This is a genomic window from Pilosibacter rotomagensis (assembly GCF_045062245.2).
In the GTDB taxonomy this organism is placed as follows: Bacteria; Bacillota; Clostridia; order Lachnospirales; family Lachnospiraceae; genus Pilosibacter.
Genome location: NZ_CM170323.1, coordinates 2394512 through 2406635 on the forward strand (window position 1 = coordinate 2394512; position 12124 = coordinate 2406635).

General features: G+C 49.5%; 12 protein-coding genes. 2 read left to right on the forward strand and 10 right to left on the reverse strand.

Annotated features, from left to right (window positions below; translation table 11 throughout):
* Positions 1 to 116: 116 nt before the first annotated feature.
* The 10 genes from ytvI to ACI3EW_RS10780 form a co-directional block, all read right to left on the reverse strand.
* Positions 117 to 1226, reverse strand: coding sequence for a sporulation integral membrane protein YtvI (ytvI, locus tag ACI3EW_RS10735; protein ID WP_118532959.1), 1110 nt, complete (start codon positions 1224 to 1226; stop codon positions 117 to 119).
* An 85-nt stretch (positions 1227 to 1311) separates the two neighbouring features.
* Entirely contained in the window at positions 1312 to 2508 is a 1197-nt protein-coding gene (locus ACI3EW_RS10740; RefSeq protein WP_405580053.1) for a pyridoxal phosphate-dependent aminotransferase, read from the reverse strand.
* Positions 2505 to 3842 carry an O-antigen polymerase gene (locus ACI3EW_RS10745; RefSeq protein WP_118532955.1) on the reverse strand — a complete coding sequence of 446 codons (1338 nt, stop codon included), beginning with the start codon at positions 3840 to 3842 and terminating at the stop codon, positions 2505 to 2507. The genes ACI3EW_RS10740 and ACI3EW_RS10745 overlap by 4 nt, the downstream gene beginning before the upstream one ends.
* 6 nt (positions 3843 to 3848) lie before the next feature.
* The gene (locus ACI3EW_RS10750; protein WP_118532953.1) at positions 3849 to 4112 is read right to left on the reverse strand and encodes an HPr family phosphocarrier protein; all 264 of its coding nucleotides are present in this window, start codon (positions 4110 to 4112) and stop codon (positions 3849 to 3851) included.
* Positions 4113 to 4127: 15 nt separating this feature from the next.
* Positions 4128 to 5567 (reverse strand): CdaR family protein, encoded by a 1440-nt coding sequence (locus tag ACI3EW_RS10755; RefSeq protein WP_118532951.1) that lies wholly within the window; start codon positions 5565 to 5567, stop codon positions 4128 to 4130.
* Positions 5548 to 6417: a diadenylate cyclase CdaA gene (cdaA, locus tag ACI3EW_RS10760; protein ID WP_118532949.1), complete on the reverse strand. Its 870-nt coding sequence runs from the start codon at positions 6415 to 6417 to the stop codon at positions 5548 to 5550. Before cdaA ends, ACI3EW_RS10755 begins: the two co-directional genes overlap by 20 nt.
* A gap of 18 nt (positions 6418 to 6435) precedes the next feature.
* Entirely contained in the window at positions 6436 to 7398 is a 963-nt protein-coding gene (locus tag ACI3EW_RS10765; RefSeq protein ID WP_118532947.1) for an ABC transporter permease, read from the reverse strand.
* Positions 7395 to 7844, reverse strand: coding sequence for a hypothetical protein (locus ACI3EW_RS10770; RefSeq protein ID WP_243022360.1), 450 nt, complete (start codon positions 7842 to 7844; stop codon positions 7395 to 7397). The genes ACI3EW_RS10765 and ACI3EW_RS10770 overlap by 4 nt, the downstream gene beginning before the upstream one ends.
* Positions 7845 to 8100: 256 nt before the next feature.
* Positions 8101 to 9597, reverse strand: coding sequence for a UDP-glucose--hexose-1-phosphate uridylyltransferase (gene galT, locus ACI3EW_RS10775; RefSeq protein WP_118532943.1), 1497 nt, complete (start codon positions 9595 to 9597; stop codon positions 8101 to 8103).
* A gap of 251 nt (positions 9598 to 9848) precedes the next feature.
* Positions 9849 to 10367: a Gx transporter family protein gene (locus ACI3EW_RS10780; protein ID WP_118532941.1), complete on the reverse strand. Its 519-nt coding sequence runs from the start codon at positions 10365 to 10367 to the stop codon at positions 9849 to 9851.
* 139 nt (positions 10368 to 10506) lie between these two features.
* Between ACI3EW_RS10780 and ACI3EW_RS10785 the strand changes: the two genes are divergently transcribed.
* Together ACI3EW_RS10785 and ACI3EW_RS10790 are read left to right on the forward strand one after the other, a co-directional pair.
* On the forward strand, positions 10507 to 11535 hold the full coding sequence (locus ACI3EW_RS10785; RefSeq protein WP_118296978.1) for an FAD:protein FMN transferase: 1029 nt from the start codon (positions 10507 to 10509) through the stop codon (positions 11533 to 11535).
* A 72-nt stretch (positions 11536 to 11607) separates the two neighbouring features.
* Positions 11608 to 11982 carry a NusG domain II-containing protein gene (locus ACI3EW_RS10790; RefSeq protein ID WP_243022359.1) on the forward strand — a complete coding sequence of 125 codons (375 nt, stop codon included), beginning with the start codon at positions 11608 to 11610 and terminating at the stop codon, positions 11980 to 11982.
* The last annotated feature ends 142 nt before the right edge of the window (positions 11983 to 12124 follow it).

The window sequence follows — 12124 nt, forward strand, 5'->3', positions numbered from 1 at the left end:
CAGGCATTCTGGAACCTTCTTTCGTTCCAAAATGCCTGTTTTATATTTACGCAAACAACGAGCCAAAGTCCGCGCTTGCGCGAGACCTTGGCGACTGTCGCGATATCAATGGGAATCTAGCCCTCCATCAGTTTCCTGATCTCCTCCGCAAGAAGTTTCACATTCCGGATCAGTCCGTCAAACGCTCCGTACTCATAAAAACGGATAAACAGGATCCCGATCGGCACTGCGATGATCATTCCGGCGATGCCGCGGAACTTGAAACCAAGATAAAGGAAAAACAAAGTTGCTAACGGCGGAAGTCCCATACTGTCACCGACGATCTTCGGCTGGATCACCTGGCGGATCCCCTGTGTCAGGACATAAAGTACGATGAGACCGACCGCATACCCGTACTCACCGGTAAACAGCTTCACCACCGCCCACGGGATCAGCGCCGTTCCCGTTCCGAACATTGGAAGAAAATCAAGGATCGCGATCCCAATCCCAAGAAAAATCCCATACGGGACCCCAAGGATCAGCATTCCGATCACAAGAACGATCGCGATCACGAACATGATCTTAAACTGTGCAAGAAAATATCCGCCGATCAGCGTCCGGGCATCCTTCCTCACCATTCTCCCATACTTTAACACCGGTTCCGGTGTAAACTGCTTCACTGTCTCCACGATCCTGTCATGATCCGCAAGAAACAGATACGACGAGAGACAGATGATGATCGCATTGACAAACACCTCCGGGAGCGTGCGGACCACTCTTCCGCCCGCCGATGCCGCGATCTTCTGAACAAAGTCCCCGATGTAACCGCCCGCGTTCTCCAGGATCGCACCGATCGTATTTTCCGTGTCCGCCGGAAGATACTTCAAAAGACCGCCGATCCGGGCATACGCCTGATTGACCTCGCCCTGAACAGATCCATAAATTTCCGGCAGCGCCTGGACAAACTCCGTCATCTCCTGAAACAGCCAGGAACACAGCCCATAAAATCCAAAGATCACGAGTCCAAGAACCCCGACGACCAGGATCACTGAACCATGGCGGCGGACGATCTTCAGCTTTCTCTCAAGAAACCGGACCAGCGGATTCGCGATCATCGCCACGATCCACCCGATCACAAACGGCAGGAAAAACACCACCAGCCGCAATCCCCATACGCACACCGCGTAGATGATCGCTAATGGCACAACAATATTTAAAATAATTCCCATATACTTTCTGAAATTCATTTTGCGGACCTCCTATCCACGTAAAAATCCTGCTTTTCTCATCTGCAGTATTTTACCCAGGCAGATCCCCCTTTATATATCATTCTTACTTGCAGAGCCCATACTCCTTCGCGATCTCCTTAAACGCCGGCAGTGACCTCTCGATCTGCTCATAAGACACGCAATAAGCCAGTCTCACATACCCCGGACAAGCAAACGAACTTCCCGGAACCACCAGCACATGATGCTTCTTTGCCACCTCGCAGAACTCCTTCTCGTCCTCAACCGGTGACTTCACAAACAGATAGAACGCTCCATCCGGCTTCGCACAAGTAAACCCGTACTCCGTCAATGCCCCGTAGATCAGATTCCTGTTCTTCTCATAAGTTGCAAGATCCACCGTCACATAATGCTGGATGCAGTACTGGAGTGCCTTCTGGATCAGGGACGGCGCATTCACACACCCGATCACACGGTTTGCGATCGTAGCCGCACCGATCAGCGCAGCGGAGTCATCCACCTCATCCGGGATCACAACATATCCGATACGCTCACCCGGAACAGAAAGAGACTTACTGTAAGAGTATCCCACAACCGCATTGTGGTAGAACTTTGTCACAAACGGAACATCCACTCCGCCGTAAGCAAGCTCGCGGTACGGCTCATCAGAGATCAGTACGATCGATGTGCCGAACTCCTTCTCCTTCTTCTCCATGATCGCAGCCAGTGCTTTGATCGTCGCCTCATCATAGACAACACCTGTCGGGTTGTTCGGATTGTTGATGATGACAGCCTTCGTTCTGGCAGTGATCTTCGCCTCAAACTCATCAAGCTTCGGCATAAATGTCTCCGTATCCGGAGAAATGATCACTACATTTCCGTCATAGTTTCTCACATACGCATTATATTCCACAAAATACGGTGCAAATACGATCACTTCATCGCCCGGATTCAAAATACTCTTTAAGATGATATTTAAACCGCTGGCCGCACCGACCGTCATGATCAGGTTTTTGAATGAGAAATTCGTTCCAAAACGCTTATTTAAAGAATCCGCGATCGTCTGGCGAACATCCTCAAAACCGGCGTTGCTCATATATCCATGGAGTGTCATGAAATCCTCATTTTTCACCACATCAAGGATCGCCTCTGTCACCTGCGGGACCGGCACATTCGGATTTCCAAGGCTGAAGTCATAGACATTCTCTTTTCCGTAAATGGCCGCCATGCGCTTTCCTTCCTCGAACATTGCACGGATCGCGGAATTGTTTGCCATAAATGGTTTCATTTTTTCTGATATCATAACTGTTTCCTCCGTTTATTTTTTATCTCTAAGAAAATTCCAAAGGCACCGGTCACCGCAAAGTAAAACCAGGTCGTCGGATTGGAATACCAGGTTGTAAAGAACGAGAGCATAAAATAGAGAGCCGCCTGGGAATAAAACAGATACCAGGCCGGATTTCTTCCCGGATAGATCCTCGAAGAAAGCCACGCAGACAGGACTCCGAGTACCGATGAAAAGAAAAATACACCGGCGATACCAAAATCATAATAGGCATCGTAGAACAAGGTGACCGTCGTCAGCTCCTCCTTCGTCACGTAGATCGGCCAGTCCACGAGCACCGGCTTTAAAAATTTAAGCCCGGAGAGAGCCCAGAGCGGGAACATTCCCTTTAATCCCATCGAATGGGCGGGAAGCTGCTTTACAAGACAGTCAAAATTGTCGTAATTGTTTGCAATGTACATGTACGGCTGCGTGATAAAGATCGGCGTAGCTGCATTCTTCATCTCGAAAATCCCGTTGAGATACGTCACATCGTGACTTCTCGCGATCGTCAGGATCACATAGAGCGGAACAAGTCCTGCCGCAGCAAAGAAAAGATACCGGAGTTTTCTGTGTCCGCTGACGATCATAAAGGTCAGCACCGCAAGGATCACCGCAAAGATCAGCTGAAATCTCGATACGCAGAGCACCGGGATCAGAAGAGCGACTCCTGTCAGAATAAGCGAAAGGATCTTTTCCGTTTTTTTCATCTCTCTCTTGTAGAACCAGAGAAGAACCTCCATCGACGGGACCAGCACACAGGAAACCGTCAGATAATGAACTCCTGAGATATGGAAATAGGAATATGCATGGGGCACCCCGCGAAGCAGGAACGGAACATATCCCAGGCGGACTGCTTCAAACAGAAACGCCGCAAACGACAATGCTGTAAGTCCGGCAATCGCTATAAAAATATGATCCCCGTATTTTGCGGCAGCTGCCTGCGTAAATCCGCTCTGCAGACATTCTTTCTGAACATTACCATCCTTTGCGGATTCCGTTTTCTTTCTGCTGAACCGCTTTTCTGCAAGTTCATACACATTCCAGAATGCCGCAAATGCGACAAAAAAACATGCCCAGGTTTCGAGGCTCCACTCTGTCTGGAGTCTGGAAAGCTTCAGACAGGAAATCCCCTCTCCGCCTACATAGAACAAGGAAAACAGCCCGCGCAGATGGAGCGGGTTTCCACTCTTTCCGTATTCTCTCAGATAGAGATAGACCGCTGCCAGGAGCAGCGACATCCCCGATAAGGTAAAATGGGCGCTGAATGCAAAAAGCATGGCAGCGCCGTAACAGATCACATAAACCAGCATATCAGCCTACTCTCCGAGACCACTGTTGATCAGCTCTGTGATCGCGGCCATGGCTTCCTGCTCATCCGCTCCATCACAGATCAATTCGATCTCATCTCCGCACTTTACGCATGCCCCCAGCACGCTCAGTACACTTTTTGCATTTGCTGTCGTGTGTCCATATTCAAATTTGATCGAACTCTGAAACCGCAATGCCGCCTTGCACAGAAGCCCTGCCGGTCTCAAGTGCAGACCGGTCGGGTTTCCAATTGTAACTTTTTGCTTTACCATAAGTATTTTTAACTCCTAATTTCGAAATAACGTCTGAAGTCCGATTGCCTGATGAGCTTCTGTTGTCTCTGGCGGGACGATCACCGCATGTCTTGTCGCTGCTGCGGTGGTCTCCTCCTCTGTCTCCGCCTCTTTGCTGCTCTCTGCAGTAATCTCAGACGCTTTAGTTGTCTCCTCTACGGTTGTCTCCGGTGTTGTCTCTGCCGCGGATTCCTGCTCTTTTGTAACATTTACCACACAGCTGGAGATTCCCAGCAGATCATACGCCGAATCCAGTTCTCTGTTCAGTGTAGGCTGAATCTGATGACTTCCCTCTCCCATTCCTGAGACATTCAGACTCAGATCATCGGATGTGAACTGCAGGCTGTCAAGTTCCTCCTGAAGCGCTCGGATCCGGATCGTAACGGTTGCCGGTTCCGCCTGATAGCTGTAGGAACTGTTAGCGCCAACATAACAGTCAGAACTGATGCGCACCGTGTATTCCTGCTCTTTTAACGGCTCCACGGTCAAAGTCACCGTGATCTCGGAGCTGTCCATTCCGGCAAGGGAAACTCCCTCCGGCAGGTAATCATTCAGATCGATCGTCTTTACGATGTTCGCCTTTGCTCCGGTAACATCCAGCTCTTCTTTCGGGATCGTGATGGTATTTAAGGACGCCAGAGCGCTCTTTAATCCAACTACCGGCACACTCTTAAGCGCGCATTCCACACCTGAATAACGGTAACCGCTCGCCACCTCACCGGTGACATCGAAGTCCAGGCTCAGATTCTTCACCTTCAGGATCTCCATGGTGTAATCCACGCTCTTGCAGTTGCTGATCAGACGGTCGCTGATCGTAATGCTGTTGTTATTTGCATCATAGAACTTCGGCTCCTCCGAATCGCTCCAGTCTGCATTCTTTCCGTCTAAATTGATCTCGACCCCGACACTGCTGATCTGCCCGATCAGGGATTCCGGACCTTCCACCGTAAGTGTTTCCGGTGAGAGTGTCACTTTACCGGTTTGGTAACCATCCTCGAGCATTCCCGTCGTCGTAACCCCGATCGTAAATGTCTTTCTCTGAAGAGGTTCCGTCTCGATCTTGATGGTCCCGCTCCGGCTTACCGGGGTAGATACCAGGTACTCCGAGTGATTTAAGACCTCGATCTTGATCGGGATCGCTCCTGTCACAGACCACATATCCGTCATATCCGCATAGGCACGGAAATCTGAAGAACGGATCCGATACGCATTCGTCGTCTTTACCTCATACTGCACTGTCGTCGTCGACTTTCCGACAACCTCGTAAGTCAGATTATTCTTTGTGAGGACATCACTGTTGACGATCTCCACCGGCACCTCGACCGTATCCGTCATGACCGGATCTGCCACATTGACAACTCCCAGCCAGACTAAAAAAGCACACAGGAAGGAAATCAGCAAAAGCCCCCATCTTTTATTCTGCTTTTCTTTCATTTTTATGCCATCCCTTCAGAAGTTTGAACGGGCCGGATACAGTCTCCTCCTGCGGCTTCGCAGCGATCGCAAGTTTCAGCTCTTCCGGACTGTTGATCCTTCTTAAACTTCCGCGTTCTGCCAGCGATACCCGTCCGGTCTCCTCCGATACGACCACCGTCAGACTGTCCGTGCTCTCACTGATCCCCAGAGCTGCGCGGTGTCTCGTTCCGAGATCCTTACTGATGCTGAGGTTATCAGAAAGCGGCAGGTAACAGGTCGCAGAGGTCACACGGTTTCCGCGGATAATGATCGCTCCATCGTGAAGCGGCGTATTATGCTCAAAAATATTGATCAGAAGCTGGCTCGTCACGATCCCGTCCACCGGGATCCCTGTTCGCTCGATCTCCGGAAGCGGAGTGTCGCGCTCGATCACGATCAGCGCTCCTGTCTTTACTTTTCCCATCTCGAAGGCAGCGCGTGTAATCTCGTTTACGGTCTTTTCCGTATATCCCTCCTGGAGTCTGGAATTCTCGGAAATAAAAAGATCTGTGATGATGTTTTTGCTTCCGAGCTGCTCCAGCGCTTTCCGGAGTTCCGGCTGGAAGATAATGATGAGAGCCGTCAATACGAGCTGGCCCATATGGTTGATGATCCAGGTGATCGTATTCAGATGGAACATCGCCGCCAGCAGATAGAATCCGACAATGATCATACCACCCCGCAGCAGCACTCCTGCTCTCGTCGACTTTACCCACAAAAGGACTTCATAGATCAGGACTGTGAGGATCAGAATTTCAAAAAGATTCGACAATGTGATCTTCGGAATAAATGTAAACCAGGAATACATATTCCCAAGAAATTCTGTCATTTTGTTACCTCCGTACAATTATTCACGCGTTTCATTTTTCTCGCGTCTCACGTTTTTTCTCGAATAGATCCGCTGTACCTTTACGTCCGGTGCGGACACCGTGAGCTTCGGGACAGCTTTTACATAATAATAGTAATCATCATCTTCATACTGCAGATACTCTGTTCTCGTATAATCCACTGCGAATACAAAGAACTGGTAGATCAGGGCGATCACCACCGAGACAACGATCCCAAAGATCATGGAACCGGCAGATACCGGAAGATTGAAGTTGAAATCTCCCACAAAGATCACAGCAAGCTGGGTGATCACTCCTGCAACGATGGCGATGGACCAGGAATAATCCACCGAGAGATTTTTGATAATGAGCACGACAAGGATCGCAGCGGCAAACGCAGCCACCATGACCCACATGAGTTCATTTCCGAACACATTTTTTACGATCTGGATAAAACGGTCCGCCATCTCCGTCATGGAGCTTCCGGTCAGTGTCCCCGCATTCTGCTTTAAATACATCAGGATATAGTAAATGCAGACACCACAGCACACCGGAACGATCGAGACCAGACTTCCGGAAAGACCTACGACGAGCGGGACCACATACGGGATCCGCAGGAAAAACAGCAGCGGAGTCAGGAGCAGAAGATATCCGTCCCCCGGGCGGAAACCATAGTAAAGGACAGTAACCGCGAGCATGAATACAAAGATGATCAGGGCGATCTCCAGAGACACCTGGGAAACATGAATCAGGATAAAGATCCCGGCTAAAAACGCAGTCACTCCGTACGGGATAAAGGAGGCGATCAGTCCCATTACCACCGGGATCAGCGGATTTTTCAGCTTTGTCATAAATCCCACATTCGCATTGATCAGCCAGAAGGTGAGAAATCCTACCAGAAATCTTACGACCGGTACGATGTAAATATTATATTTCCCATAAAATTGTTTCAGTTTTTCCTTAAATACTAAAAGTCCGATCACTTACTCTTTTCCTCCCCGTTTTCCTTCACTCCCTGCTGGTTGTACTTTTTATCCAGCCGCCGGAGTTTTGCCTGGTAGATCTTCAGTTTTCCCACCGCCTCATCATAGCGTCTCGAATAGATCTTCCAGGTCACGACAAGATATGCGAGAAGTCCTGCCACATAGTAAAATACAAGGCGTGCACCAAGTGAAAGCAGATCGTCGACTGCCATCGCATTGATCAGATCATCAAAACGGTAAAGGACCCATAGCATCAGGCACAGGCAGACGGTCAGTGAATACGCGATAAACGACCGGATCAGGTGGCTTCCCACATAATCGCTCTTAAAATACCGGTTCGCAGGAATGGATTCCTTCATCATTTTCTTTTCAAACATGGCGATCCCCGTCATCAGACGGATCTTCTCCTCATTTAACATGTCAGTCTCCTTTTCACGTTCCGGCATCAGATACAGGCTGCTGAAAAGACCGTTCCTTTTGATTTTTCTCTGCCGCCGCTGCCGTTGAGTTTCTCATCTTCCACTCTCCTCACCACCGGCAGCGACAGGAGAATTTCTGCTGATTCTCGTTAAACAGTTATCAAGTATAACATATTTTCCTGCGCTTGGCGAGACACCGTCCTTACATTTATGAAAATATTAAGGAAAATGTAACGTGATCGCAGTGATTCACTCCCATTCTGCATATGCGTCCGCAGGATCTTCAGTTCAGGGACGCGATAAACCTTCCGAATGCCTCCCGGCCTGCCTCTGTGCGTTTATAGACACCGGCATCCTCCAGAACATTCGCAAATACATGACCGACCTCATCCTGCAGGATCTCCATCACATTGTCTTTTGTGATCTTCTCGTATTTCGGAAGGAATTCCTCCACCCAGTCCGCATGTTTCGCGATCGACTCTTCGCTGCGGATATCTTTTCCTTCTACAATATAAGCTGCGAGCAGGGCAAGCTCTTCTTTCAGTCTTGACGGAAGGACCGCAAGACCCATGACTTCGATCAGTCCGATGTTCTCTTTTTTAATGTGATGCAGCTTCGGGTTCGGATGGAACAGGCCGAGCGGGCGGTCCTCGGTGGTGCGGTTATTTCTGAGCACCAGGTCCAGCTCAAACTTCCCATCGCGGAATCTCGCGATCGGGGTGATCGTGTTGTGCGGTTCTCCGTTTGTATCCGCATAAATATCCGCATCCGCATCTGTGTATCCGCGCCATGCAGTCAGGATCTTGTCTGCAAGATCGATCAGCCGCTCTTTCTTTTCCCCACGGATCCGGATCACGGACATCGGCCATTTTACGATCCCGGCTTCCACATCCTCGAATCCATTGACTGTAAAACTCTTTTCCACCGGCGCCTTCGCCATTGCAAAGGTATATCTTCCGCCCTGGAAATGGTCGTGGGTCAGGATGGAACCGCCAACGATCGGGAGATCCGCATTGGATCCCAGGAAATAGTGCGGGAACATCGTGACGAAATCAAATAATTTCTTAAATGTGTTCCGGTCGATCTTCATCGGCGTATGTTTTCCGTTGAAGACGATGCAGTGCTCATTATAATAGACATACGGAGAATACTGGAATCCCCAGTTCTCCCCGTTTAAAGTCAGCGGGATGATCCTGTGGTTGTTTCTCGCCGGATGATTGACGCGGCCCGCATAGCCGACGTTCTCCATGCAGAGCAGGCATTTCGGATATCCGCTCTGTTTCATGTTCTTTGCAGCTGCGATCGCTTTCGGATCTTTCTCCGGTTTGGAGAGGTTTACCGTGATATCGAGATCCCCATACTCTGTCTTTGTGATCCACTTCAGATCTTTACAGACGCGGTAACGGCGGATATAGTTGGAATCCTGACTCAGTTTATAGAAATAACCGGTCGCATCCTCCGGGGACTTTTCATATTCACTGTGGAACTTTTTTACGACCTCACTCGGGCGCGGCATCAGGCAGTTCATGAGCCGCGTATCAAAGAGATCCCGGTACACAACGCTGTTGTTTTCAAGGATCCCGTGTTCTGCCGCGTAATCGGTCAGCTCATTTAAGGTATCTTCCAGGCTGATCGTCCCCACGATCTCGCCAGGCTCTTCATATTCATCCATGCCGAGAACTTCCAGGATCTGGTTTCTGGCGTAGATCTCGTCTTCTTTTTCGATCAGGCCTGTTTCTTTTCCATACTGTACCAGTTTTTTTACTGACATTTCAATCATGATGTATCCCCTCCGATTTTGCGGTTATATGTTAGCTTGCATGATAGTTGATTGGCTGGTTTTTGTGCGCTCTTCTTGTTTTTCCGATGGAAAAACAAGAAGCATAGGGCGGTCGCCCTATGCCAGATTATTCCGCATCATTCTCTCAGACAAGTAAACTTGCCTGAGAGAATGCTCCGAAACAATCGGGCGCACCTGCAACCTGTTACCATTCATTATAGTAAAAATATCCCCTCAATACAATCGGTATTTTATTTTTTTATACCGCGCATTGCGTGCATCAGGCGTTCTGTAATGATCCCGCCGACAACTCCGATCAGGGTTCCTGCGATGCAGCCGGCGGCGAGGAGGAACGGGAGATAGTAAAATACGCCTGCTGTCTGGACAATGACAGCTGCGAATGTGATCTGACCGATGTTGTGGGCGATGCCACCGAGGACGCTGATACCGATCTGGGAGAGTTTTCCCGTTTTCTTTAAGATTGCCATCACAAACAGGCTGAGAAAGCTTCCTGACAGCCCGTAGATCATACTGTATGGATTTCCAAAAGATAAACCCACAAGAACGATGCGGATCAGGGCCACCGCGATCGTTCCGGGGATCCCGATCAGGTAAAGTCCCACCACCGTCACAAGGTTCGCGAGTCCAAGCTTTACGCCCGGGACCGGGATCGGAATGGGGATCAGCGTCTCAACAAAGCTGAGCACCATGGCGAGTGCGATGAGAAGTCCGTACAATGCGATATTTATCGCCTTTTTTTCTCGATACATAGGATCGATCCCTCGTCTTTCTTGACTTTCAAAAGTCTGTTTGTTAGAATAAAAAATCAGATATTATGAGGATCCGGCGTAACGGCTCCTCATTGATCGGAAAGTTACGATCATCCATCAAATTACAGGAAGTACAAATATGAACAAAAAAACAATCTTCAGCATCTGTGCCGCCGGTCTCATTCTCGTTTCCGGCATGGCACTGAGTGGATGCCAAAATAGTGACGGTCCGGGTCTTCTCACTCCTGAGACTCCTTTGAGCCGTTCCGATTTTCTGCTCAACACCTTCGTCACCATCACCCTCTACGATTCTGACGACTCCTCTATCTTAGACGATTCGATGGCACTTTGTAAAGAGTATGAAAACATTTTCAGCAAGACGTTAGAGACTAGTGAACTCTATCAGATCAACCACCGGACTACGGACACCGTCACGGTTTCCGACGATATGGCGGCTCTCTTATCGAAAGGTCTGGAATACTGCGAAAAGTCCGGCGGCGCTTTCGACATTACGATCGAACCGCTGAGCTCCCTCTGGAACTTCACGAGTGGCGAGGCTGTGATCCCGGATGCGGCGGACATTGAAGCGGACATTCCGAAAGTGGATTATCACAACCTGGTCCTCTCCGGAAACACCCTGACGTTCCTTTCCCCTGACACCACGATCGATCTCGGATCTATCGCGAAGGGATATATCGCCGACCGTATCAAGGATCAGCTTCTGGATGCCGGCGTGAAGAGCGCAATCATTAATCTCGGCGGAAACGTTCTCTGCGTCGGAGAAAAGCCGGATGGGAGCAAGTTCCACATCGGACTTCAGAAACCGTTTGCGGACCGCGATGAGACTTTTGAGGTGCTTGGCATCGATGATCTCTCCGTTGTCACTTCCGGCGTCTATGAACGCCATTTTGAGGTTGACGGAAAAAATTACCATCATATTTTAAATCCGGCAACGGGGTATCCTTACGATAACGGGCTGATCTCCGTGACGATCCTTTCCGAAGAATCCGTGGACGGTGACGGTCTCTCCACCACCTGCTTTTCTCTCGGACTTGAAAAAGGACTGGAGCTTGCAAATTCCCTCGACGGGATCTATGCATGCTTTATCGATGAGGATTATCACGTTTATTATTCGGACGGGATGGAAGACTTTATCATTAAACAATGATCCCCGGCTCAGCGCATCCGGGATCCGCAGGCACTGCAGCCTCATTGGTTATTGAGTTTTCAGGAGATTTTTATGACAGAAAATAAAGACATGAAACACACACTTTTTAAGAAACAGGACCTGATCCTGATCGCCGTGGTCCTTGCGGCTGCCGCTCTTCTGTTTCTCGGGACAAAGCTGATGCATAAGAGCCCGGCAGAAGTCGTCGAGATCTCTGTCGACGGAAACGTCGTCGAGACACTCGATCTCGCAAAAGATCAGGAACTCACGATCGATGGTGTATCCGGCGGCACAAACCATCTGATCATCAAAGACGGGGAAGTCTGGGTCTCCGAAGCGACCTGCCCCGATAAGATCTGCGTTCACCAGGGGAAGATCCATATGGACGGCGAGATCATCGTCTGCCTGCCGAACAAAATGACCGCACAGATCAAGAGCGTGAAATGACAGGACCGGGAGGAAAACCCGACCGGACGATAGAAAAGTTTTCCCACCAGCTTAAAAACCTGAGGAGCCCAAAAAGCTTCTCAGGTTTTCACTTGTTATTTCTCTGTTAAGTTTCCTGTCCGTACTCCATCTCACAGGCTTT

Bases quoted from the DNA above. Each gene is read 5' to 3' on its own strand.
- ytvI (WP_118532959.1), bottom strand. From the start codon at position 1,226: ATGAATTTCAGAAAGTATATGGGAATTATTTTAAATATTGTTGTGCCA.
- ACI3EW_RS10740 (WP_405580053.1), bottom strand. From the start codon at position 2,508: ATGATATCAGAAAAAATGAAACCATTTATGGCAAACAATTCCGCGATC.
- ACI3EW_RS10745 (WP_118532955.1), bottom strand. From the start codon at position 3,842: ATGCTGGTTTATGTGATCTGTTACGGCGCTGCCATGCTTTTTGCATTC.
- ACI3EW_RS10750 (WP_118532953.1), bottom strand. From the start codon at position 4,112: ATGGTAAAGCAAAAAGTTACAATTGGAAACCCGACCGGTCTGCACTTG.
- ACI3EW_RS10755 (WP_118532951.1), bottom strand. From the start codon at position 5,567: ATGAAAGAAAAGCAGAATAAAAGATGGGGGCTTTTGCTGATTTCCTTC.
- cdaA (WP_118532949.1), bottom strand. From the start codon at position 6,417: ATGACAGAATTTCTTGGGAATATGTATTCCTGGTTTACATTTATTCCG.
- ACI3EW_RS10770 (WP_243022360.1), bottom strand. From the start codon at position 7,844: ATGCCGGAACGTGAAAAGGAGACTGACATGTTAAATGAGGAGAAGATC.
- galT (WP_118532943.1), bottom strand. From the start codon at position 9,597: ATGATTGAAATGTCAGTAAAAAAACTGGTACAGTATGGAAAAGAAACA.
- ACI3EW_RS10780 (WP_118532941.1), bottom strand. From the start codon at position 10,367: ATGTATCGAGAAAAAAAGGCGATAAATATCGCATTGTACGGACTTCTC.
- ACI3EW_RS10785 (WP_118296978.1), top strand. From the start codon at position 10,507: ATGAACAAAAAAACAATCTTCAGCATCTGTGCCGCCGGTCTCATTCTC.
- ACI3EW_RS10790 (WP_243022359.1), top strand. From the start codon at position 11,608: ATGACAGAAAATAAAGACATGAAACACACACTTTTTAAGAAACAGGAC.